The 23,699-nt window shown below is 70.4% G+C and carries 15 protein-coding genes and 1 pseudogene; 8 read left to right on the top strand and 8 right to left on the bottom strand.

Features of this window, described 5'->3' with window-relative positions; genetic code table 11:
- Positions 1-161 precede the first annotated feature (161 nt).
- Entirely contained in the window at positions 162-1,517 is a 1,356-nt protein-coding gene (ccrA, locus tag PSH25_RS12735) for a crotonyl-CoA carboxylase/reductase (RefSeq protein WP_238659313.1), read from the bottom strand.
- Positions 1,518-1,869: 352 nt separating this feature from the next.
- Positions 1,870-2,346, bottom strand: a complete 477-nt coding sequence (mce, locus tag PSH25_RS12730; protein ID WP_238659296.1) for a methylmalonyl-CoA epimerase — start codon at positions 2,344-2,346, stop codon at positions 1,870-1,872.
- Between the two features lie 61 nt (positions 2,347-2,407).
- Here mce and PSH25_RS12725 point away from each other — a divergent pair, with 61 nt between their 5' ends.
- The 7 genes and pseudogenes from PSH25_RS12725 to PSH25_RS12695 form a co-directional block, all read left to right on the top strand.
- On the top strand, positions 2,408-3,607 hold the full coding sequence (locus tag PSH25_RS12725) for an acetyl-CoA C-acetyltransferase (protein WP_238659295.1): 1,200 nt from the start codon (positions 2,408-2,410) through the stop codon (positions 3,605-3,607).
- The gene (gene meaB, locus PSH25_RS12720; RefSeq protein ID WP_238659294.1) at positions 3,604-4,605 is read left to right on the top strand and encodes a methylmalonyl Co-A mutase-associated GTPase MeaB; all 1,002 of its coding nucleotides are present in this window, start codon (positions 3,604-3,606) and stop codon (positions 4,603-4,605) included. The genes PSH25_RS12725 and meaB overlap by 4 nt, the downstream gene beginning before the upstream one ends.
- Positions 4,606-4,824: 219 nt before the next feature.
- Positions 4,825-5,244 carry an Asp23/Gls24 family envelope stress response protein gene (locus PSH25_RS12715; protein WP_238659293.1) on the top strand — a complete coding sequence of 140 codons (420 nt, stop codon included), beginning with the start codon at positions 4,825-4,827 and terminating at the stop codon, positions 5,242-5,244.
- A gap of 157 nt (positions 5,245-5,401) precedes the next feature.
- A complete protein-coding gene (locus PSH25_RS12710; RefSeq protein WP_238659292.1) occupies positions 5,402-5,815 on the top strand; it encodes an Asp23/Gls24 family envelope stress response protein in 414 nt (137 codons plus the stop codon).
- Between the two features lie 232 nt (positions 5,816-6,047).
- The gene (gene icmA / locus PSH25_RS12705) at positions 6,048-7,736 is read left to right on the top strand and encodes a coenzyme B12-dependent isobutyryl-CoA mutase large subunit (protein WP_238659291.1); all 1,689 of its coding nucleotides are present in this window, start codon (positions 6,048-6,050) and stop codon (positions 7,734-7,736) included.
- A gap of 180 nt (positions 7,737-7,916) precedes the next feature.
- Entirely contained in the window at positions 7,917-8,840 is a 924-nt protein-coding gene (locus tag PSH25_RS12700; protein WP_238659290.1) for a tetratricopeptide repeat protein, read from the top strand.
- A gap of 66 nt (positions 8,841-8,906) precedes the next feature.
- Positions 8,907-9,875: pseudogene (locus PSH25_RS12695) on the top strand (arginase family protein); the annotation flags it as partial.
- A gap of 677 nt (positions 9,876-10,552) precedes the next feature.
- Here the strand turns inward: PSH25_RS12695 and PSH25_RS12690 are convergent.
- The 4 genes from PSH25_RS12690 to PSH25_RS12675 all read right to left on the bottom strand — a co-directional run bounded on the left by PSH25_RS12690 (position 10,553) and on the right by PSH25_RS12675 (position 16,436).
- Positions 10,553-11,440 carry an adenosine deaminase family protein gene (locus tag PSH25_RS12690; RefSeq protein WP_238659289.1) on the bottom strand — a complete coding sequence of 296 codons (888 nt, stop codon included), beginning with the start codon at positions 11,438-11,440 and terminating at the stop codon, positions 10,553-10,555.
- A 3-nt stretch (positions 11,441-11,443) separates the two neighbouring features.
- Complete coding sequence (locus PSH25_RS12685; protein ID WP_238659288.1) at positions 11,444-12,742, bottom strand: methyltransferase domain-containing protein; 1,299 nt, start codon at positions 12,740-12,742, stop codon at positions 11,444-11,446.
- The gene (locus tag PSH25_RS12680; protein ID WP_238659287.1) at positions 12,739-14,055 is read right to left on the bottom strand and encodes a prenyltransferase/squalene oxidase repeat-containing protein; all 1,317 of its coding nucleotides are present in this window, start codon (positions 14,053-14,055) and stop codon (positions 12,739-12,741) included. The genes PSH25_RS12685 and PSH25_RS12680 overlap by 4 nt, the downstream gene beginning before the upstream one ends.
- A gap of 416 nt (positions 14,056-14,471) precedes the next feature.
- Positions 14,472-16,436, bottom strand: a complete 1,965-nt coding sequence (locus PSH25_RS12675; protein ID WP_238659286.1) for a penicillin-binding transpeptidase domain-containing protein — start codon at positions 16,434-16,436, stop codon at positions 14,472-14,474.
- Between the two features lie 289 nt (positions 16,437-16,725).
- Here PSH25_RS12675 and PSH25_RS12670 point away from each other — a divergent pair, with 289 nt between their 5' ends.
- Entirely contained in the window at positions 16,726-21,807 is a 5,082-nt protein-coding gene (locus PSH25_RS12670) for an NAD-glutamate dehydrogenase (RefSeq protein ID WP_238659285.1), read from the top strand.
- Positions 21,808-21,880: 73 nt separating this feature from the next.
- Here PSH25_RS12670 and PSH25_RS12665 read toward each other — a convergent pair whose 3' ends face one another.
- Entirely contained in the window at positions 21,881-22,570 is a 690-nt protein-coding gene (locus PSH25_RS12665; protein WP_238659284.1) for a class F sortase, read from the bottom strand.
- A gap of 1 nt (position 22,571) precedes the next feature.
- Positions 22,572-23,699: putative sodium/potassium/calcium exchanger (locus PSH25_RS12660; protein ID WP_238659283.1), on the bottom strand; the 1,128-nt coding region annotated here is incomplete at its 5' end.

Here is a 23,699-nt window from a genome sequence, read left to right as displayed (position 1 = left end):
TTACCCCGAGGCCCTTTGTTCGATCCGGGTGGGTTATCCGCTAATGGGGGCGGAAGAACAATGAGCGATCGGCGCAATGGTCATCCCGCGTTCCACCGTCCGGTCGGGACCCTGCAACCGGCGGGTGCCAGTCAGGGACACCCGGGGACCGGCGGTGCCGGTCAGTGACCCCGGAAGCGGTTGATCGCGTCCTCGTGCCGGGCCCGCAACTCTCCGTCGCGTACGCCCAGCCCGTCGGTGGGCGCGAGGCAGCGTACGCCGACCTTGCCCTGGTGGGCGTTGCGGTGCACCTCGTACGCGGCCTGGCCGGTCTGCTCCAACGGATAGGTGCGGGACACCGTCGGGTGCACCTTGCCGAGCGCGACCAGGCGGTTGGCCTGCCACGCCTCGTGGTAGTTGGCGAAGTGGCTGCCGACGATCCGCTTGAGGTGCATCCACAGGTAGCGGTTGTCGTACTGGTGCTGGAAACCGCTGGTGGAGGCGCAGGTGACGATGGTGCCACCGCGCCGGGCCACGTAGACGCTGGCACCGAACGTCTCCCGACCCGGGTGCTCGAACACGATGTCCGGGTCCTCGCCGCTGGTCAGCTCGCGGATGCGCTCACCGAAGCGCCGCCACTCGTCCGGGTCCTGGGTCTCCTCGTCCTTCCAGAAGCGGAAGCCCTCCGCGGCCCGGTCGATGACCAGCTCCGCGCCCATCCGGCGGCACAGCTCGGCCTTCTCCGGTGAGGACACCACGCAGACCGGGATCGCGCCGCCGTTGAGCGCCATCTGCGTGGCGTACCCGCCGAGGCCGCCGGATGCGCCCCAGATCAGCACCACGTCGCCCTGCTTCATGTTGGCGCCGTGGTGCGAGACGAGCTGCCGGTACGCGGTGGAGTTGACCAGCCCGGGGCTGGCCGCCTCCTCCCAGCTCAGGTGCCGCGGCTTGGGCATCAGCTGGTTGGCCTTGACCACCGCCAGCTCGGCCAGCCCGCCGAAGTTGGTCTCGAAGCCCCAGATCCGCTGCTGCGGGTCGAGCATGGTGTCGTCGTGACCGGCCGCGTCCTCCAACTCGACCGAGAGGCAGTGCGCCACCACCTCGTCGCCGGGCGCCCAGCGGGTCACCCCGGGGCCGGTGCGCAGCACCACGCCCGCCGCGTCCGAGCCGACCACGTGGTACGGCAGGTCGTGCCGGCGGGTCAGCTCGGAGACCCGGCCGTAGCGCTCCAGGAACTTGAAGGTGGGCAGCGGCTCGAAGATGCTGGTCCACACCGTGTTGTAGTTGATCGCGCTGGCCATCACCGCCACCAGCGCCTCGCCCGGCGCCAGCTCCGGCGTCGGCACCTCCTGCACGTGCAGCGCCTTGCGCGGGTCCTTGTCCCGGGTGGCCATGCCGTCGAACATCCGGGCCTCCTCGGCGCGGACCACCACGCCCCGGTAGCTCTCCGGTACGGGCAGCCCGGCGAGGCCGGCGAGTTCGCGGTCCGGATCGTTCGATTCCTCCGCCGCCATGATCGCTTCGAGGATGTCCTGCACGGTGACCTCCGGTTCATCCGCACCCGCACGGGCCCGGGTGCTGCCATCGTCGGCGCCGGTGGGCACGACCGCCATGTCGGCATTCGACACATCCGGCACCTGTCGCGCTCCGGTGGGGCCGGACGTTACTGAACGGTAGCTAGGCCGGGAAGTCCTCTGTGAAAAACTGCATCCGCCGATGCGTGAAGGTGTCCGACCATCCCGCCAACCGCGCACTGACGTGCGCGCACCCGGCCTGGTGGCTCGCCACCCCCTCGTTGATCAAGAGCTTTCGGTCATCCGCGAGGCGCAGGCTGACGCAAACCTCTTGATCAACAGGGGTGGGGGTGGGGGGCAGGGGGCGGGGGCGGGGTCAGTGGGGGGTGGGGGCGGGTTGGACCAGTTCGACGAGGACGCCGCCGGCGTCCTTGGGGTGGACGAAGTTGATCCGGCTGTCCGCGGTGCCGCGCCTCGGCGCGTCGTAGAGGAGGCGCATGCCGCGCTCGCGTAGCGCCGCGCAGGCCGCGTCGATGTCCACCACGGTGTACGCGACCTGCTGCACGCCCGGCCCGTTGCGGTCCAGGAACTTCGCGATCGTCGACTCCGGGGTGAGCGGGGCGAGCAGTTGCACGCAGCCGCCCTCGGTGGTCGGCCCGACGGCCAGCATCGCTTCCCGAATGCCCTGCTCGGTGTTGGTCTCCACGTGTACGCAGCGCATCCCGAACGTCCGCTGGTAGAAGTCGATCGCGGCGTCCAGGTCGGCCACGGCGATCCCGACGTGGTCAATCTTGCGAAGCCCGATGTCTGTGACGTAGTCCGCACCGGGCTCGACGGGGGAGTTCTCTGCCATGGCGCTAGTCTGGCCGAACAATCGTTAAGGCGTACAGCTCGGCACCCCTTCGGAGGCAGGCATGGCTTCGGTGATCGTCAGCGGCGCGCGGACCCCGATGGGCCGGCTGCTGGGCAACCTCAAGGACCTCCCGGCCACGAAGCTCGGCGGGATCGCCATCAAGGCGGCGCTGGAGCGTGCGGGCGTCAGCCCCGACCAGGTCCAGTACGTGATCATGGGACAGGTGTTGCAGGCCGGCGCCGGTCAGATCCCGGCTCGGCAGGCGGCGGTCGAGGCCGGCGTACCGATGTCCGTGCCGGCGCTGACCATCAACAAGGTCTGCCTCTCCGGCCTGGACGCGATCGCCCTGGCCGACCAGCTCATCCGCGCCGGCGAGTTCGACATCGTGGTGGCCGGCGGCATGGAGTCGATGACCAACGCCCCGCACCTGCTGATGGGCCAGCGCGCCGGCTACAAGTACGGCGACGTGGTGGTCAAGGACCACATGGCACACGACGGGCTCAGTGACGCCTGGGACTGCTGCTCGATGGGTGAGTCGACCGAGCGGCTCGGCGCCAGGCACGGCATCTCCCGCGTGGAGCAGGACGCCTTCGCCGCCGCCAGCCACCAGCGGGCCGCCGCCGCACAGAAGAACGGCCACTTCGCCGACGAGATCGCCCCGGTGGTCATCCCACAGCGCAAGGGTGACCCGCTGGTGATCAGCGAGGACGAGGGCATCCGCCCGGACACCACCGTCGAGTCGCTGGCCAAGCTGCGCCCCGCCTTCGCCAAGGACGGCACCATCACCGCCGGCAGCTCGTCGCCGATCTCCGACGGCGCCGCCGCGGTGCTCGTGATGAGCAAGGCCAAGGCGAAGGAGCTGGGGCTGACCTGGCTGGCCGAGATCGGTGCGCACGGCAACGTGGCGGGCCCGGACAACTCCCTGCACTCGCAGCCGTCCAACGCGATCAACCACGCCCTGAAGAAGGGCGGCCTGAGCGTGGCCGACCTGGACCTCATCGAGATCAACGAGGCGTTCGCGCAGGTCGGTGTCCAGTCCACCCGGGACCTCGGGATCAGCCCGGACAAGGTCAACGTCAACGGCGGCGCGATCGCGCTGGGCCACCCGATCGGCATGTCCGGCGCGCGTCTCGTCCTCACCCTCGCCCTGGAGCTGAAGCGGCGCGGCGGTGGCACCGGTGCGGCGGCGCTCTGTGGCGGCGGTGGCCAGGGCGATGCGCTGATCATCCACGTGCCGGGCAAGGCCCCGGCCGGCCAGTGAGCGAGGCTGAGCACGTTCCGGCAGCGGGCACCACGTCGGTGCGCCGCAGCCGAGACGTACCGCTGCTGGTCGAGCGGGCCCGCGCGGGCGACCCCCGCGCGGTGGCCCGCCTGATCACGTTGGTGGAGAACGGTGACGCGCTGTTGCCGGCGATCGCTGCGGCGCTGGCGCCGTACGCCGGGCAGGCCCAGGTGGTCGGGCTGACCGGCTCACCCGGGGTGGGCAAGTCGACCACCACGAACGAGCTGGTCCGCGCGCTGCGGGCGCGCGGGCACCGGGTGGGCGTGCTGGCGGTCGACCCGTCCAGCCCGTTCACCGGCGGAGCGATCCTCGGTGACCGGGTGCGGATGCAGGACCACGCCACCGATCCGGGCGTCTACATCCGGTCCATGTCCAGCCGGGGGCACCTCGGCGGGCTGGCCGCGGCCACGCCGCAGGCGGTCCGGGTGCTGGAGGGCGCCGGCTGCGACGTGGTGCTGGTGGAGACGGTCGGCGTCGGGCAGGCCGAGGTGGAGGTCGCCTCGCTCGCCGACACGACGCTGGTGCTGCTCGCGCCCGGGATGGGCGACGCGATCCAGGCGGTAAAGGCCGGCATCCTGGAGATCGCCGACGTGTTCGTGGTCAACAAGGCGGACCGGGACGGCGTCGACGCCACCGTCCGTGACATCCAGGGCATGATCGCGCTTGGCGAGCGCGGGCCGGGGCAGTGGCGGCCTCAGGTGGTCCGGTCGGTTGCCGCGCGCGGCGAGGGCATCGACGACATCGCCGCCGCCATCGACAAGCACCGGGGCTGGCTGGTCGAGCACGGCGAGCTGCGCCGCCGCCAGGAGAAGCGGGCCGCCGCCGAGATCGAGGCGATCGCGCTCGGCACCCTGCGCGCCCGGATCGGCTCACTGCGCGACGGTACGGAGTTGGCGACGCTCGCCACCAAGGTCGCCGAGGGTGCGGTCGACCCGTACACGGCGGCGGACGAGTTGCTCGCCCAGCTCGCCCGCTGACCCGGCGTTTCGCCGGCCGGCGCGTCCACGATGGACGTACCGGATCGGCACGGTCCGACGTCGTCGCTTGTGCGCCGGTCCGAGCGCGCCTCCCGCCCGCAAGCGAAGGTCACTCCGGTTTTAGTAGGCTCGCGGCGCGCGGCCGGCAGCGAGGCTGCCGTGAAGCGGGCTGACGAACCGGTCGGTCCACAGTGCACCGGGACCAGGGGAGATGTGATCATGACGGACGCGGTGGAGAACGCCGGCGCAGTGCAGCCCGCGACGGGCGCGGCCCGGGGTGCCACGTCGGTTTCCGACGAGGTCGTGGAGAAGATCGCCGGGGCGGCCGCTCGTTCGGTGCCCGGTGTGGCCGATCTCGGCGGTGACGTGGCCCGGTTCTTCAACAGCGTGCTGGACAAGGTCGGCCTGGACGCGGTGGGCGACGCTCGCCGGGGTGTCTCGGCCGACGTGAAGGGCAGCTCGGCCGTCGTCAACGTGGTCCTGGTGATCGACGCCGGGCACGTCGTGGCCGACGTGACCGAGGCGGTGCGGGCCGCGGTGATCGAGGCGGTGGAGAAGTACGGCCTCACGGTCACCCAGGTCAACGTCACGGTGGACGACATCGAGCTGAACCAGCCGGGCGCGGCAGCCGGCGCCTGAGGCGTAGCTGCCCGACGGCCTGAGGCTGCCGGACCGCCCGTTGACCATCCACCGGGGGACATCCCGGGACCACATCGTCCGAGTAAGCTCGCACCGCCCACCTTCGCTGAGGGTCGGACGTGCCCAGACCCGGTGGTGCAAGGAGCAGGGAGCGACTGTGGACCTGGAAGCAACGCAGGAGCTGACCAGGGCGTCGGTGCCGGCGGGTGGGACCACGCAGGTCGCCGACGAGGTGATCGAAAAGATCGCCGTCGCGGCGGCGCGCGCGGTGCCCGGCGTGGCCGACCTGGGCGGGGACGTCGCCCGGTTCTTCAACGCGGTTCTCGACCGGGTCGGGCTGGACCAGGTGGGTGACGCCCGGCGGGGTTGTTCGGCCCACGTGACCGGGGACGCCGCCGTGGTCAACCTGGTGTTGGTGATTGAGGCCGGTCGACAGGTGGCAGAGGTCAGCGGTCAGGTGCGCGCTCGAGTGACCGAGGCGGTCGAGACATTCGGGCTGCGGGTCGACGAGGTCAACATCCGGGTCGACGACCTGGCGATCAGCGAATCCCCCACCACACCCCCAGCCTGACCGTTCCTAGTCCACCCCCCGCCCGCCCTCCTCCCTCCCTCCCCCCTCCCTCTGTCGATCATGCAGTTGTGGTGGCCATTTTGGCCCCGGCTGCGGGACTTGTGCACCACCACAACTCCATGATCGACGCGGGCGCTCGCCGTTACTCGCCGGTACGGCGTGACTTAGCGATCGTTCAGGTGGGGGCCTTACACTCGACGTGCAGTCGAGGACCCGAGGAGGAGCCCTGCTCATGGACGCCGACGAGATCGACGCCGGACGGGCGCGCTGGCAGGCCCGGTACGACGCCGCGCGCAAGAGGGACGCGGACTTCACCACGCTCTCCGGGATGCCGGTGGAGCCGGTGTACGGGCCGCCGGAGGGCGCCACCTATCCAGGCTTCGAACGGATCGGCTGGCCGGGCGAGTATCCGTACACCCGGGGTTTGTATCCGACCGGCTACCGCGGGCGGACCTGGACGATCCGGCAGTTCGCCGGCTTCGGCAACGCCCAGCAGACCAACGAGCGCTACAAGATGATCCTCGGCGCCGGCGGCGGCGGCCTCTCGGTGGCGTTCGACATGCCGACGCTGATGGGCCGCGACTCGGACGACCCGCAGGCGCTCGGCGAGGTCGGCCACTGCGGCGTGGCCATCGACACCGCCACCGACATGCAGGCGCTCTTCGACGGCATCGACCTGGCCGGCGTCACCACCTCGATGACCATCTCCGGCCCGGCCGTGCCGGTGTTCTGCATGTACCTGGTCGCCGCCGAGCGGCAGGGCGCCGACCTGTCCAAGCTGGACGGCACCCTGCAGACGGACATCTTCAAGGAGTACATCGCGCAGAAGGAGTGGCTCTTCGACCCGGAGCCGCACCTGCGCCTGATCGGCGACCTGATGGAGTACTGCGCCCGGGAGATCCCGCGCTACAAGCCCCTGTCGGTCTCCGGCTACCACATCCGGGAGGCCGGCTCGACCGCGGCGCAGGAGCTGGCGTACACCCTGGCGGACGGTTTCGGCTACGTCGAGCTGGGTCTCTCGCGTGGGCTGGATGTGAACGTCTTCGCGCCCGGGCTGAGCTTCTTCTTCGACTCGCACCTCGACTTCTTCGAGGAGATTGCCAAGTTCCGTGCCGCCCGCCGGATCTGGGCCCGTTGGCTGCGCGACGTCTACGGCGCAACCAGCGAGAAGGCCCTGTGGCTGCGGTTCCACACCCAGACCGCCGGGGTGTCGCTGACCGCGCAGCAGCCGGTCAACAACGTCGTCCGCACCGCCGTCGAGGCTCTCGCGGCGGTGCTCGGCGGCACGAACTCGCTGCACACCAACGCGCTGGACGAGACCCTGGCGCTGCCTACCGACGAGTCGGCCGAGATCGCCCTGCGTACCCAGCAGGTGCTGATGGAGGAGACCGGTGTGGTCAACGTGGCCGACCCGCTTGGCGGCTCCTGGTACGTCGAGGCGCTGACCGACAAGATCGAGGCCGAGGCGGAGGAGATCTTCGCCCGGATCCGACAGCTCGGCGGGGACGGGCCGCACCAGATCGGCCCGATGACCTCGGGCATCCTGCGCGGTATCGAGGACGGCTGGTTCACCGGGCACATCGCCGAGTCGGCCTTCGTCTACCAGCAGGCCCTCGAGAAGGGCGACAAGAAGATCGTCGGGGTCAACTGCCACACCGGCACGGTCGCCAAGGAGCTGGAGATCCTGCGCATCTCGCACGAGGTGGAGCTGGAGCAGCGCCGGGTGCTCGCCGAGCGTAAGAGCGCGCGGGACGAGTCGGCGGTGCGCGCGGCGGTGGCCCGGATGATCGAGGCGAGCCGTACCGACGAGAACATGATCCCGGCCATGCTCGACGCGGTCCGGGCCGAGGCGACCCTGGGCGAGATCTGCGACGCCCTACGCGCCGAGTGGGGCACCTACCGGGAGCCAGCCCGCTTCTGACCCCTGCCGTCACCCCACCCCCGTCGATCTTGCGGTTTGTGCGCCGACATAAGGCATGAATGCGGCGTACCGGCGACAGAATATGCAAGATCGCGGGGGGTGGGGGCGGGGCGTGAGAGTTGCAACGTCGGGGTTGCGGGTGAGCTGAGATCGGGGGCTCACGTGCGAGACTAGGTAACCATGAGCGACCCACGGATCACCTCGTCGATCTTCACCCGCGGCGCGGTCGACCTCAGCACGCTGCGTGGCCCCGCACCAGCAAGTACCCGCCCCGGCACGCCCCCGCAGGGCGGCCCGTCCAACGGCGCCCCCGGCGCGCCCACCGCCGGCGGTGACACCGCCATCGTGGACGTCACCGAGGCGACAATCCAGTCCGACGTGCTCGAACGCTCGATGGCCACGCCCGTCGTCGTGTTCTTCGGCGCGGCCGGCTTCCCGGAGAGCGACGAGTTCGCCCCGGTCCTGGAGCGGCTGAACGCCGAGGGCGGCGGCACCTGGGTGCTGGCCCGGGTCGACGTGCAGGAAAACCCCCGAATCGCCCAGATGTTCCGGGTGCAGGGCATCCCCATGGTCTACGCGGTCGTCGGCGGCCAGCCGGTCGACGCCTTCTCCGGCGTGGTGCCCGAGGCGCAGCTGCGGCAGTGGATCCAGGCCGTACTCAAGGCCGGCGGCGTGACCGTCGCCGAGCCGGAGGACCCCCGCCTCGACGAGGCTGACGACGCGCTGATGAGCGGCGATCTGGACGCCGCCGAGCAGGCGTACCGGAAGATCCTCGCCGACGCCCCGGCGGACGCCGCGGCCACGGCGGGGCTGGTCCAGGTCGGGGTGGCCCGCCGGGTGGCCGGCGCCGACCCGTCCACCGCGCTGGCCGCCGCCGAGAGCGCTCCCGACGACGTCAACGCCCAACTGCTGGCCGCCGACATCGAGGTGCTCAGCGGCCTGGCTGAGCAGGCGTACGCGCGGCTCGTCGGTCTGGTCCGGCGCACCGCCGGTGAGGACCGCGAGACGGTCCGCCAGCACCTGGTCTCGCTCTTCTCCATCGCCGGTCCGGACGACCCGGCGGTCGCCTCGGCGCGTCGGGCCCTGGCCAGCGCCCTGTTCTGAGTTCGTAGCACGCCAGCGCGGGCCGGCGTTCCGGCCGGCCCGCCCGACCACCGAGGACGGGAGCTCATGATGCGCCGGATCGCCGTCCTCGACGCGCCGACAAATCTCGGTCTACGGCCGCCGACACCCACGTCGGTCCCGGGCTGCGCCAAGGCACCCGGGGCGCTGCGCGACCACGACCTGCTGGCCCGGCTCCGCGCCCGCGACGCCGGCTGCGTCACCCCCGCCCGGTACGACCCGGGCGACTGGCGGCCCGGCGACGGGGTGTGCCACGCCCGGGAGATCGCCGACTACTCGCTGGCCCTCGCCGAACGCATCGGCTCGATCATCGACCGCGGCGAGTTTCCGGTCGTTCTGGGTGGCGACTGTTCCGTGCTCCTCGGCTCGGCCCTGGCCATGCACCGCCTCGGTGAGGCCGTCGGCGGGCGGATCGGGCTGGTCTTCGTCGACGGGCACTCCGACTTCCGCCACCCCGGCAACGCCTCCTACGTCGGCGCGGCCGCCGGTGAGGACCTGGCCCTGGTCACCGGGCGAGGGCAGGCCGACCTGGCCGCCCTGGAGGGTCGCCGGCCCTACTTCCGCGACATCGACGTGGTGGTGCTCGGCATCCGCGCCCAGGACGAGTACCGGCTCGACCTCCAGGCCGCCGGGATCACCACCCGACCGGTGCCGGCGCTGCGCGCCGAAGGCGCCGCCCGGACCGCCCAGTGGGCGCACGAGCAACTCGCCGACTGCGCGGGCTACTGGGTGCACATCGACGTGGACGTGCTCGACCCCGCGGTGATGCCCGCCGTGGACGCCCCCGACCCGGGTGGAATCGCCTTCGCCGAGCTGGAGATCCTGCTCGCCGGCCTGGTCGACACCCCGCACTGCCTCGGCGTGGAGCTGACCGTCTTCGACCCCGACTACGACCCGGACGGCTCGTACGCGGCCGAGATCGTCAACACCGTGGTCGCCGGTCTGGCGCCGGTGACCGCCCCGGAAGCCGTACCGCCCCGACTGCTGTCGGCCCGGCCGACGCCCTCCCCGCGGCGCGGCAACGGCCGGGCCTCGACCGCCACCACCGATCGCTCCGACCGTGCCGACCGCGCCGAGCGTCTCGACCGTGCCGAGCGCCCCGACCGTGCCGAGCGGCTCGACGGGCTGGTTGGGCTTGACGGGCTCGACCGTGTTGAGCGGGCTGCGCGGCTTGAATTTCCCGCCGCCGTCGACCCTGCTGACATCGACGCCCCCGGTGTCGGGCCTGCTGCGCTCGGGTCTGCCGATGTCGGGCCTGCCGGCGTCGGTGTCCCCGGCGTCGGTTCGTCGGTGAGCGCGGTGCCGTACGACATCCCGGCCGAGGGGGAGTCACCCGGCACGGGCGGAGGGGCCTACTCCGAGTCATCGGGCGTCGCGGCCGGTGTCGCGCCCCTGGTCGAGCGCGAACCGGTCGGCCCGCCGGCGTCGGCCGGCCCAGGTCTCCTCCGACGCACCGCCCCGTCGGTCCCGGACCAGACCGAAATACATAAAGCCGACACCGCCTGACCCGGCCCTCGGCCACCTGGCCGTGATCGAGTCGGTTTCAGTGAATCCGGGGTGTCCGGGTGGCTCGGACACCGCAGCTTCAGCGGAATCGAGTGGATCAAGGCCGGACGTCGGCGGAAATTTCGACCGCCCCAGAACCGGCATCGCCAAACCCCGGCCGCCGATCGGGGATCAGTGGCCCGAACCGGTTACCTGAGGTCCGAGCGGAAGGCGAAGACCGCAGCCTTCTGCTGGATCGCTGTCAGCTCGGCCGTCGTCACCTCCAGGGCGGTGGCGGCGAGCGCCAGTTCCTGCTGCAGCGTCGATCTACTCTCCAGCGGGATGTCGGTGTTGAAGCAGATGGGCACACCCGCCTCCAAAAACGCGCGCGCCGGATGCGGCGCTGTCTCGGTGACCGCACCCAGTGCGCGGTTGGAGGAGATCGAGAGTTCGACCATCACGTGATCGTCGCTGAGCCGCTTGAGCAGCGAACGACTCTGCGCCGCTGCGAGCCCGTGGCCGATCCGCTGCGCACCGAGTTCGTCCAGGGCCCGCCAGGTACTCGCGAGGTCACCGAATTCGCCCGCATGCACGGTGATTCCCAGGCCCACATCACGGGCGGTGGAAAAGAGGGCACGAAACCGCGTGGTGTCCCCGTGGTGACTCTCGTCGCCGGCCAGATCGATGCCGACGAAGGTGGCCGGCAGGTCCGCGAGCATCGCCGCGCAGCGGGCCACGACGTCCGGCGTGCTGTCCCGATTGACGAGGAGAACTCCCCTGACAATGGGTCGGCGCAGGGGTTGCATGGCAGCGGCGGCGATATGGACGAACTCGTGGGTCGGGAGGCCGTCGAGCAGGAAGCGGCGCGGAGACAGCCGCAGTTCGACGTAGTCCACACCCTCCCGGCGTTGCTCCGCGTGCACCTGGACGATGAAATCTCGGAGATCCTGGCCGGTCACCGGCAGCCGGGCCCCGTTGCCCACGTCGTGGGCCGCGAAGAACGCCCTCTTGTCGCGGGAGGGTTCGCTGGCGGCCAGCCCCATCTGGATCCGTTTGCGCCGCTCGGGCTCCAGGTGGAGGTGTAGGTGCGCCAGCATGGTCTAACCGGGCTTCCGGGTCACGATCTTGGCCCAGTTCTGGAGGGTCCTGGCCGATCCGTCCTCATCCTCGGTCCATGTCCTGACGACCTCCAGCCCTGCCGCAACGGCCATCGCGCAGAGTTGGTCCGCGTCGTACAGGAAGAAGTGCCGCAGGGTGCCGGAGTCGGCCAATGGTTCGGTGCGCATGCCCCGCCCTCTTTTCACGGAGATCTGCATGAGGCCGCCCGGGCGCAGGACCCGCGCCAGGTCCCGCAGCGCATGCCGGACGTCGCGTTGGCCGAGGTGGAGGAGCACCGCGGAGCACCAGATGGCGCCCACCGACGAGTCAGCCAGCGGGATCCGGCGTACGTCGCCGACAACCCGACCGAAGGCGTGGTCCCACTCCAGTTCGGTGAGCAGCGTGCCAGAGGCGTCCAGCGCGATGACGGTCCGTCCGGTCGCCGCCATGTACTCGGCATCACGCCCGGCTCCGGCGCCCGCGTCCAGGACCGGCCCAGTCGTGGCTTTCAGCAGGGCGTCCATCTGGCCGGGCAGGGTGGAATTGACGGCGAACTTCTCGGTGTCGGCCGCGTAGCGGGCGGCGTTGCCCGTGTAGGTGGCGATGGTCTCGTCGACGATCGCGGCACTCAGTCTTTCGCTCATGTGCGCCTCGCTCGGTCGCAGACTCTCCACCGTGATGCGGCAGTTATCAATATAGGGGAAAAGCGCCCAATCCCATTGGTCCGGCTGGCCGAGGCTATGCGCCCAGATGCGCCGGGCGTGCTGCGACGACAGCTGAGGGTTCGTCGAGAAGTGACCGCCTGAGGCAAACCATGAGCAGTAGTAGTAGTTCTCTCGACGGCTGGCGGCGGTGACCAAAGGGCTGAGGTCGTCGATGCGGTGGCTTTCCCGCGGGACGAGGATCTCCGGATCCACATCCCTCGCCAGGGGTAGGAGATGGAGATGGCAGTGGGTGATGCACCCTCCGCCTGATCGACCCGACGCCTTACCTGAGGACCCGTGCTCGACCAACGCCACCCGGCACCCGAAGACCTTCTCGATCTCCTGGCCCACCACCCGTGCCGTCGCGTGCAGCACGGCCCGCTCGTGCGGCTCCAGATCCCCGCTGCTGGGAACATGGCGGTGCGGTACGAGCAACGTGTAGCCGGGCGCGAGGGATCCGAGCCCGGCCATCACGTCGATGCCGTCGGTGCGGAGGATCAGCCGGGGCATGCTCTCGCCCACCTCGACCGGCCGGCCGGCGGCGGCCCGGCCGTTCAGCTCAACCTCCAGACACATTTCGCAGTGCTCGACGCTCACGTTGATCGCCCCGTGCGCAGGCGGGACCGCGCTCCCCAGATCAGCTGGAACAACAGCAACAGCGCCGGGAGAATGAGGCCCACGGCCAGCTCCACCTTGTCGAGCGCCCGGGTCAGGAACAGCACCAGCGCCGTGACGGAGTAGGCGATCCCGAGGCACCAAAGCCCGAGAGCCACGCGGCGGCGACTCATCCAACTGAACGCGAAGTTGCGCATCAGGAGCGCGCTGGTCAGTTTCCTCGCGTTCGTCTCCGTCTGGACGAGCGCGCAGCCGGGGTAGAGAAGCTGCGCTTCACCATTGGGTACGGGAAAGAGTGCCGCCCGCATCCGGGACAGGGCAGAGACGAAGGGCCAGACCGCCCAGATGGAGTCCCTTGACGGGCTCCTCGGTAATTCCCAGGTGCCGGTGTTGCCCTGTGCCTGGAGGATGTGCGAGACCGCCTTGAAGAGCTTCGGCTGAAGTGGGTCGACTCCCGCCGCCAGCAGCGCGGTCACGGCTACCGGGCCGGCGAAGTGCGGCAGGGCGTTCTGGAAGACGAGCGGCCGGTCGCCGTCCATGTAGGGGACGTCAAACTCCTCGACGGTGGAGGACCGCTCGACATGTTCCCCGGGCACGAGATTGTCCAGGATCCATTCGGTTGTCTTCTCGATCGTGTTGATGCTGAGCGCACCGTCGAGATTGGCGAGGGCGAGCAGGGCGTAGCTGGTGTGTAACAGGGTCGGTGCCGCACCGGGTAGCGGTCCCCAAGCGGGCGCATCCGGGCTCTGTGCTCCAATGAGCCACTTCTTGGCGTTGTCGATGACCTGGGTGGGGCCGCCGCACTCCTGCAAGGCCAGCATGCACAGCGCGGTGTGGAACACGCGGGAGGGTTGACCGGCGTAGGAGCCCCATCCGAAATCAGTGTTCTGGTTGTCCTCCAGGAATCGCGCGCCGTCCTGAAGGGCGGCAACGGCGGCGAGCCGCCCCGCGCCGGGCGGGCTCAGAGCCCGTACGACCCACGCGGTCGCCTCAATGATGGGGAACCCGTTGGTCGTGCGCACCGCCCACCCGGCGCCCTTGCCGTCTGGTCCGCGAACCTGCTGGTCGATGAGGTAGCGGATCACCTCGTCGGCGCGTTCGAAATTCTGGCCGGCGAGTCGGAAGGTGAACAGACCCACTGCGGACGCGGTGATCCCGGGCGACGGATCGTCCAGGAAGTGGTACCAACCGGCCTCACCCTCACCGGATCGGAAATTGATCCGCAGGCAGTCGAGAGCCCGGCCGAGGGCATACGAAATTGCTTTTCCGGAGAGAGTGGCTTCTGGTTGCGGCAAGTCGGCTCCACAACGGGCGGGGACGGGGGAATCGCCGCACCGAGGGCTGTCAGTGCTCCAAGGAAGGCGCCACTAGCCGACCCTCAGTACGCCTTGTCCTATCGAGCTCCTTGATTTCCTATGATTCCGGCACCGTACCGGGCGGATTGGCGGGCTACCACCCCTGCACCGGTGGGCCCCGGCAGGCGGACGAGCCGTAGCGGGTGACGGCCGTGGAGAAGGAGCACGCGCTTCACACCGTTTGCCAGGTGGTGCCCGGTGTTCGGTGGCGGATCAGGGCATTGCGATCACCATGGCAAGGGATTGGCCGACATCCGACAGGTGGGGCACGCGGGCCCTGCGTCGGCGACTTTCGTCGGCCGTTGCCGTCCGTCCGCCTGCCGCGCGCGTCGCACGAACGAGTAGCGGACCGCCGGTCAGCGGGCCGGGAGGGCGCGGAGAAAGCGCTCGGCGATCGGGACGGCCGAGGCGGTGCTGGCCCCGCCCTTCTCCACGAAGACGGCGAACGCCACGTCTCCCCGCCAGCCGACGAACCAGGCGTGGGTGTGGGCCGGGTTGTCGTCGTACTCGGCGGTGCCGGTCTTGCCGTACACCTCGCCCGGCACATCCTTGAGCGCGCTGCCGGTGCCGGCGGTGACCACTTCGCGCATCATCGTGCGCAGCGCCGCGACGGATTCTGGCTTGAGTTGCTCGCCGGCCGGGGCCGGCTTGGCCGGCGCCGGGTCGATCAGCAGCTTCGGCTGTTCGAAGCGGCCGCGGGCGACGGCGGCGGTGGCGCCGGCCATGGCGAGCGGACTGACCAGCGTGGTGCCCTGCCCGAACGACGCGGCGGCCTGCTCGGTCGGGCTGCCGCCCGTCGAGACCTTGCCGGTGAAGGCGTCCGTGCCGAGGTCCCACTGACCCTCCAGGCCCAGCGAGCGGCCGGCGGCGGCCAGCCCGTCACCGCCGAGCTTCGGGGCCAGGGAGGCGAACGCCGTGTTGCAGGACTTGGCGAAGTCGGTGCGGAACGGCACCGAGCCGAGTTCGAAGTTGTCCGAGTTCTTGAAGGACCGGCCGTCCACGGTGAAGGTCTTCTTGCAGTCGACCGGCCCGTCCAGGGTGACCGCGCCCCGATCCAGCAGACCCAGCGTGCTGACCATCTTGAACGTGGAGCCCGGAGGCACCTGGGCGTCGAAGGCCAGATTCTCCCCGGCCGGGCCGGGGCCGTTCGCGGCGGCGAGCACCGCGCCGTCGCTGATCCGGAGCGCCACCAGGGCGGAGCGGCGCGACTCGGCGCGCAGTGCCCCGTCGGCCGCGTTCTGGACGGCGACGTCCAGCGTGGTCTTCAGCGCCTGCCCGGGCTGCGGCTCCCGACGGAACAACTCGGCGCCGGTGGGTTCGAGTTTGCCGCCCTCGGCCGGACGCTCGACCACCACGGTCAGCCCGGGGCCGCCGCGCAGCCGTTCGTCGTAACGGCCCTGTAGGCCGCCGTGCCCGACGAGGTCGCCGACGACGTACCGGTCGGGGTGTGCGGCGAGGTCGTCGGCCTGCGCCGGGTCGACCGTGCCCAACAGCGCACGGGCGAACTCACGGGTGGGCGCCAGGTCGATCTTGTCGGAGACGAACTTGGTGCCGGGCAGGTCGTAGATCCGGGGCTTGATCTGCCGGTACGCCTCCTCGCGGAGCGACACCACCTCGACGAAGGCACCCGGCTCGGCCTTGGCCACCCGGTCGGGCAGGTCGGCCAGGTCGACGCCGGGGACCAGCGCCGGGCGGATGGCCTTGAACGCCGCGTCGAGATCCTTGACGAGCTTCTTGAGGTCGGCGACCCCGTTGGGCTGCACACCCACCCGGACCACCGGGCGCGGGGTCACGATCGGCTTCCCGGCGTTGTCCAGCACTGCGGCGCGGGCACCGGGGTCGCGGCGCAGCGCCAACCGGTCACCCTTGGTGAGCTGCTCGTGCACCACCTTCGGCTCCCAGATCACCTGCCACTGGTCGTCGTCGCCGTGGGCGAGCCGCACCTCCCGGTCGTACGCCCAGCGGGTCTGACCGGGCAGGGTCCACTCCACCTGGACGGTCGTGGTCGCGATGTCCTTCGTGATCTTCGGCTCGCCGCGACGCGTCAGCGTGGGCGGGGTGGCCGCCAGCTCACCGGAGAGGTCCTTGATCTCGCGCGCCACGTCCGCCGACGGCAGTTTCGAGCCGAGCGGGTCGATCAGACCGACCGCCTGGAGGTCACCGCTGCGCCAGCCCGCGAGGAAGGCGTCGACGGTGCGCTGCGGCCCGTCGTCACCCGAGCAACCGACCAGGACACCCGCCGCGAGAAGCGCCGTGGTGACGGCGGCGGCCAGCCGGCGGGCGGGGTTCGGCCGATGGGGCCGGGGGTACGACAAGGGCATGAAGCTGGTCCTTCCGATCTCGGACTGCCCTCGCACGGTAGTACGCGAACGGCGTCCCCAACGTCCCCCACGTGCTCGGCCGCGCTCAAAGACGGGCCGCGCCCGTGTGATGAACATCGCGTGGCGGGGTATCCCGCAGCCAGCCAACCTCGGACCCGCAACGGGTGAAAGGACAAAGTCCCGATCCGGACGTCTGGCCAGTGGTCCGCCGACGAAGGCGCACAACGGCAGGGCCTAGGCTGGGCGGCAGAGTGACCCACAACGCGGTGGGTCGAGGGGAGTGGCACCGATGGACCGGCGTCCGGCGATCAAACCGGAACCCGACCTCCGGCAGGATGACTCCGGCCGGGACGACGACAGCTTCGATTCGGCGACCGACGGGGACGGCTACGGCCGACTCGACACGGGAGTCACCGGGCTGACCGGGTCGAGCATCGACACCATCTACGATCTGGGTCTGCCAGCCGAGGCGTTGGCCGACGACGTGGAGGACGCCGAGCTCGACGAACCCGTCCCCAACGCGGAGCGCCTGGTGGCCCAGGCCGTCGCGCTCGCGGGGGACGACCACGACGCGGCGACACTTGTCGGCCGTTTCTGGCGGTTCGCCCCGGACGAGGAGCTGGTCGGCTTCACGGCGGAGGAGATGCTCGACGCGGCCCGGGCACACCGGGATCTCGCCCAGCAACGGGTCCCGGGCGAGTTGAAGCTGCGGATCCACGAACCGCACGCGGACCAGCACCACACGGTCGTCGAGATCGTCACGGACGACATGCCGTTCCTGGTCGACTCGGTGACGGCGCTGCTCAACTCGTACCACCTCGACGTGCACCTGCTGGTGCACCCGCTGGTGGTGGTGCGGCGTGAGCCGCTGGGCCGGCTCACCGAGGTCTCCGCGGATGTGGAGCCGGACGACGCGATCTCCGGCGACATCATCGAGAGCTGGATGCGGATCGAGATCGACCCGGTCCGGGACGCGGCCGAGCGGGACCGGCTGCGCCGCGAGTTGCAGCGGGTGCTCACCGACGTGCGGGAGGCGGTGGAGGACTGGCCCAAGATGCGTCAGCGTGCCCTCGCGCTCGCCGACGAGCTGGCCTCGGCCCGTACGTCCGACAACCGCCCACCGGTGCCGGAGAAGGACATCACCGACTCGGTGGAGCTGCTGCGCTGGCTCGCCCAGGACCACTTCACCTTCCTCGGCTACCGCGAGTACCGGTTGGTGGACGCCGACGGCGGCGACGCCACCGACCGGGTCGACGGCAAGGCGTTGGAGGCGGTGCTCGGCACCGGTCTGGGCATCCTGCGTTCGGATTCGCCGGACGCGCGGTCGCTGGCGTCGATGACGCCGGAGGCCCACGAAAAGGTGCTGGAGAAGCGCCTGCTCATCATCACCAAGGCCAACTCGCGTGCCACCGTGCACCGCTCGGCGTACCTGGACTACATCGGCTTCAAGATCTTCAACTCCGACGGTGACGTGATCGGTGAGCGGCGCTTCCTGGGCCTGTTCTCGACGGCCGCCTACCGGACCAGCGTCCGCGAGTTGCCGGTGGTACGCCGCAAGGTGGCCGAGGTGCTGGACCGCTCCGGCCTGAGCCAGCGCAGCCACTCCGGCAAGGATCTGATCCAGATCCTGGAGACGTACCCGCGCGACGAGCTGTTCCAGATCAAGACCGACGACCTGTACCACGCGGTGGTCGGTGTGCTGCGGATGGCCGGCCGTCGGCAGCTGCGTGTCTTCCTGCGTCGGGACGCGTACGGGCGGTTCATCTCCTGCCTGATCTACCTGCCCCGGGACCGGTTCACCACGCAGAACCGGCTGCGCATGCAGGACATCCTGCTGCGTGAGCTGAACGGCGTCGGGGTGGACTACACCACCCGGGTCACCGAGTCGATGCTGGCTCGCGTGCACTTCATCGTCCGTACCGACCCGACGCGGCCGCCCGGCGACATCGACGCCGACCTGCTGGCCGAGGAGTTGGCCGACGCCACCCGGCTCTGGGACGACGACTACCGGTTGGTGCTGGAGCGCAAGCTCGGCGACGAGCAGGCCAAGCACCTGTTCACCCGGTACGCCGACGCGTTCCCGGAGGGCTACAAGGACGGGCACACGCCGTACGAGGCGATGAAGGACCTGGCGAAGCTGGAGCTGCTGGAGGAGCCCGGCCAGCTGGAGATGCACCTGTTCCGCAAGCAGTTGGCGCCCCGGCCGGGCACCCGGGTGCCGGGTGCGGACCTGGCCGAGGCGATGGACGTCCGGTTCAAGGTCTACCGGTACGGCGAGCCGATGATGCTCTCCGCCGTGCTGCCGGTGCTGCACTCGCTCGGCGTACGGGTGGTCGACGAGCACCCGTACGAGGTGGACCGGATCGACGGTCGGGTCTACCTGTACGACTTCGGCCTCATGCTGCCCGAGGGGCATCACGAGCTGGCCGAGGTGCGCCCGCACGTGGAGAACGCCTTCGCGGCGGCCTGGCGCGGCGAGGCCGAGGTGGACCGGTTCAACGAGCTGGTGCTGCGCGGCGGGTTGACCTGGCGGCAGGTGGTGGTGCTGCGGGCGTACGCGAAGTACCTGCGGCAGGCCGGCACGGTCTTCTCACAGGACTACATGGAGCAGACCTTCATCGCGTACCCAAAGCTCGCCTCGTTGCTGGTGGAGCTCTTCGAGACCCGGTTCGCGCCGGGCGAGTTGAGCACGGAGCAGCGGCAGCAGCGCAGCGGTGAGCTGGTGGAGACGATCCGGGGCGCGCTGGACGACGTGGCGAGCCTCGACCAGGACCGGATCCTGCGCTCGTACCTGACGCTGATCGAGGCGACCCTGCGGACCAGCTTCTACCAGAAGCGCGCCGACGGGCGGCCCAAGGCGTACGTCGCGTTCAAGCTCGACCCGCAGGCCATTCCGGACCTGCCCGCGCCGCGACCGAAGTTCGAGATCTTCGTCTACTCGCCCCGGTTCGAGGGTGTGCACCTGCGGTTCGGGCCGGTGGCCCGGGGCGGGTTGCGCTGGTCCGACCGTCGGGAGGACTTCCGCACCGAGGTGCTGGGTCTGGTCAAGGCGCAGATGGTGAAGAACACCGTGATCGTGCCGGTCGGCGCCAAGGGCGGCTTCGTGTTGAAGCAGAAGCCGGGCGACCGGGACGAGGCGGTCGCCTGCTACCAGGAGTTCGTCGGCGCGATGCTGGACGTCACCGACAACATCGTCAGCGGGCAGATCGTGCCGCCCGAGGACGTGGTCCGGCACGACGGCGACGACCCGTACCTGGTGGTGGCGGCCGACAAGGGCACCGCGACGTTCTCCGACATCGCCAACGAGATCTCCAAGGCCCACAACTTCTGGATGGGTGACGCGTTCGCGTCCGGCGGATCCGCCGGCTACGACCACAAGAAGATGGGCATCACCGCCCGGGGCGCCTGGGAGTCGGTCAAGCGGCACTTCCGGGAGTTGGGCCTGGACACCCAGACCCAGGACTTCACGGTGGTCGGCGTCGGTGACATGTCCGGCGACGTGTTCGGCAACGGGATGCTGCTCTCCGAGCACATCCGGCTGGTGGCCGCCTTCGACCACCGGCACATCTTCCTCGATCCGGAGCCGGACGCCGCCACCTCGTACGCCGAGCGTCGGCGGCTGTTCGACCTGCCCCGTTCCTCCTGGGAGGACTACAACCGGGAGCTGATCTCGGCTGGTGGCGGCATCTTCCCGCGTACCGCGAAATCCATCCCGATCACGCCGCAGGTCCGGGCGGCGATCGGCCTGGACGACGACGTCACGCAGATGTCCCCGCAGGACCTGATGAAGGCGATCGTCACGGCCCCGGTGGACCTGTTCTGGAACGGTGGCATCGGCACCTACGTCAAGGCCTCCACCCAGACCAACGCCGAGGTGGGCGACAAGTCCAACGACGCGATCCGGGTGGACGGGCGCGACCTGCGCTGCCGGGTCGCGGGCGAGGGCGGCAACCTGGGCTGGACCCAGCTCGGCCGGATCGAGTACGCGTTGACCGGTGGCCGGATCTACACGGACTTCATCGACAACGCGGCCGGGGTGGACACCTCCGACCACGAGGTGAACATCAAGATCCTGCTCAACACGGCGGTGGCCGACGGGGAGCTGACCACGGCCGATCGGGACGAACTGCTGGCCGGAATGACCGACGAGGTCGCCGAGCTGGTGCTGCGGGACAACTACGACCAGGCCCGGGCGATCAACAATGCCCAGGCCCAGGCCGCCTCGCTGCTCCCGGTGCACCGCCGGATGATCAACGAGCTGGAGCGTTCGGGTGGCCTGGACCGGGCGTTGGAGGCGCTGCCGCCGGACGAGGAGCTGGCGGTCCGCAGCGAATCCGGCCTGACCGCGCCCGAGTTCGCGGTGCTGCTCGCGTACGTGAAGATCGTCCTGGAGCGGGAGATCCTCACCGAGGGGTTGGCCGACGAGGAGTGGACGACCGAGGTCCTGGTCAACTACTTCCCGACGCCGATGCGCGAGCGGTTCGCCGACCGGATGGGCCGGCACCGGCTGCGCCGCGACATCGTCACCACCGTGCTGGTCAACGAGGCGATCAACCGGGGTGGCATCTCGTTCATCTTCCGGGTGGTCGAGGAGACGGCGGCCAGCGCGGCAGACGTGATCCGGGCGTACGTGGTGGTCAGCGAGGTGTTCGGCCTGCGCGACCTGTGGGACGCGGTCGAGGCGCTGGACAACAAGGTGGCGCCCGAGCTGCAGACCAGCGTCTACCTGGACACCCGCCGGCTGCTCGACCGGGCGGTGCGGTGGCTGGTCTCCAACCGGCGCTCGCCGATCGACGTGCCGGCCGAGATCGCCCGGCTGCGGGACGGCGTCACCCGGCTGCTGCCGGGGCTCGAGGAGCTGTTCTACGGCAACGAGCGCCAGGGCATCGCCGCGCACATGGACTCGATGACCGAGCGTGGACTGCCCCGCGAGCTGGCGGAGCGGGCGACCCGGCTGATGTACAGCTTCGGCCTGATGGACGTGGTGGAGACCGCGAACGCCAGCGGGCGGGACGTCAGCGAGGTGGCCTCGGTCTACTTCGTGCTGTCCGACCTGTTCCGGGTGGACTCGCTGCTGTCGAAGATCTCCCTGCTGCCGCGGGAGGACCGTTGGCAGACGCTGGCCCGGATGGCGCTGCGGTACGACCTGTACGCCGCGCTTGCCGCGCTCACCGCGGAGGTACTCGACTCCACCCCGGGCGACCTGCCGCCGCACGAGCGGGTGCAGCAGTGGGAGCAGTCGAACGCCACCTCCATCCACCGCGCCCGGCGGGCGATGGGGGAGTTCGACGAGTCGCGGGCGGATCTCGCCGCGCTCTCGGTGCTGCTGCGCCAGATCCGCACCCTGGTGCGGACCTCCGCAGCCGCCTGAGTCAGGTACGCCGGACGCGGTCCGGCCGGTCGGGGTGACCCGCCCGGCCGGACCGCGTTTCGCTCGTCGCGGGTCACGCCGCCAGGGTGGCGAAGACGACGATGTTGTCCGGGTAGCTCTTCGCGGCCGCGTCGAACTGACCGCCGCAGGTGACCACCCGCAGGCTGGGCCGGTCGCTCGGTCCGTACACCAGCTCGGTGGGAAAGGCCGTCTTCGGGTACGACTTCACCGAGTCGACCGTGAAGGTGGCCGGCACCCCGTCGGCGCGGCGCACGGTGACGGTGTCGCCAGGGGTGAGAGCGCCGAGGTCGAAGAAGACGGCCGGGCCGAGCACCGCCGAGTCGACGTGCCCGACGATGACCGCGTTACCCGTCTCGCCGGGGCTCGCCCCGGGCTCGTACCACCCGGCCTGGTCGGCCTTGTCCAGCGGAGGGACCTGGACAGTGCCGTCCGGGTTGGTGCCCAACGACATGATCGTCGCGTCGACACCGATCCGGGGGATCTCGATGCTGGTCGGTGCCGAGCGGGCCAACCCGGCCGGAGCATCACCCTGACCGGCCGGCTGCCCGTCGTCGGCGGTGCTCGCCGGCCCGGTCGCCTCGGGGCCGGCCTGGGCCAGCGGCTGCGGCGGTCGAGGACTGGGCGTGGTCTTCAGAGAGGCGCCGATCATGCCGGCGCCGATCATGGCCATGGTGACGACGACGGCCGTGCCGGCGGCACGCCACGGTCTCCCGTGGCGGCCGCCGGCCGGTGTCGTCGTCACGTCAGACGAGCGAACCATCGGTCCGCCGACGACGCATCAGCACGATCCCGCCCAGCGCGGCAGCGCCGAGCAGGCCCGCCCCGCCGGTGGCGAGACCCCGGTCGGTGCCGGTGCTCACGCCACCGTCACCACCGTCGACACCGCCGTGCGGCAGCACGACGAGCTCGCCCTCGCCGCAGGAGCCCTTGAGCTCGTAGCGGCCCGGCTTGGCGTCCTTGTCGACCTTGGCCTCGCCGTAGTAGACGAACTCGCGGTCGTCCCGGTCACGGTCGTCCCGGTCACGGTCGTTCCGGTCACGGTCGTCCCGGTCACGGTCGTTCCGGTCACGGTGGTCCCGGTCACGGTCGTCCCGGTCCCGGTCGTCCCGGTCACGGTCGTTCCGGTCACGGTGGTCCCGGTCACGGTCGTCCCGGTCACGCTCGTCCTTGCCGTAGCCGCCGCGCTCGTCCGAGCCGTACTCGGAGCCGTGCTCGTCCTTGCCGTAGCCGCCGCGCTCGTCCGAGCCGTACTCGGAGCCGTGCTCGTCCTTGCCGTAGCCGCCGCGCTCGTCCGAGCCGTACTCGGAGCCGTGCTCGTCCTTGTTCTCCCAGCCCTTGTCGGAGCCGTTGTCCGAGCCGTGCTCGTCCTTGCCGTAGCCGCCGCGCTCGTCCGAGCCGTACTCGGAGCCGTGCTCGTCCTTGGACTCCCAGCCGTTGTCCCGGCCGTTGTCGGAGCCGTGCTCGTCCTTGGACTCCCAGCCGTTGTCCCGGCCGTTGTCCGAGCCGTGCTCGTCCTTGGAGTCCCAGTTGTTCTTGTCACGGCCTTCTTCGGCGTCCTGGCCGTGCTCCTCGCCCTTCCAGTCCTTGCTGTCCTCGTCGCCGTAGGCGTCGGCGGCAGCGCCGCCACCCTGGCCGCCCTTGCCGTTGTCGTCCTTGCCGTTCTCGTCCTTGCCGTTGTCGTCCTTGCCGTTCTCGTCCTTGCCTTCGTGGTCCTTGCCGTTGTCGTCCTTGCCGTTCTCGTCCTTGCCTTCGTGGTCCTTGCCGTTGTCGTCCTTGCCGTTCTCGTCCTTGCCCTCGTGGTCCTTGCCGTTCTCGTCCTTGCCCTCGTGGCCGTTCTTGTAGACGTGCTGGCTGGTGTAGTCGTCGGTGTG

The sequence above is a fragment of the Micromonospora foliorum genome (genome assembly GCF_022229015.1).
In the GTDB taxonomy this organism is placed as follows: Bacteria; Actinomycetota; Actinomycetes; order Mycobacteriales; family Micromonosporaceae; genus Micromonospora; species Micromonospora foliorum.
Note: the sequence above shows the minus strand (reverse complement) of the source record. Positions and strands in the feature narration are given on the sequence as shown.

Coding starts and splice junctions, on each gene's coding strand:
- mce (WP_238659296.1), bottom strand. CDS start 2,346: ATGGCAGAGAACTCCCCCGTCGAGCCCGGTGCGGACTACGTCACAGAC.
- PSH25_RS12725 (WP_238659295.1), top strand. CDS start 2,408: ATGGCTTCGGTGATCGTCAGCGGCGCGCGGACCCCGATGGGCCGGCTG.
- PSH25_RS12715 (WP_238659293.1), top strand. CDS start 4,825: ATGACGGACGCGGTGGAGAACGCCGGCGCAGTGCAGCCCGCGACGGGC.
- icmA (WP_238659291.1), top strand. CDS start 6,048: ATGGACGCCGACGAGATCGACGCCGGACGGGCGCGCTGGCAGGCCCGG.
- PSH25_RS12700 (WP_238659290.1), top strand. CDS start 7,917: ATGAGCGACCCACGGATCACCTCGTCGATCTTCACCCGCGGCGCGGTC.
- PSH25_RS12690 (WP_238659289.1), bottom strand. CDS start 11,440: ATGCTGGCGCACCTACACCTCCACCTGGAGCCCGAGCGGCGCAAACGG.
- PSH25_RS12675 (WP_238659286.1), bottom strand. CDS start 16,436: ATGCCCTTGTCGTACCCCCGGCCCCATCGGCCGAACCCCGCCCGCCGG.
- PSH25_RS12670 (WP_238659285.1), top strand. CDS start 16,726: ATGGACCGGCGTCCGGCGATCAAACCGGAACCCGACCTCCGGCAGGAT.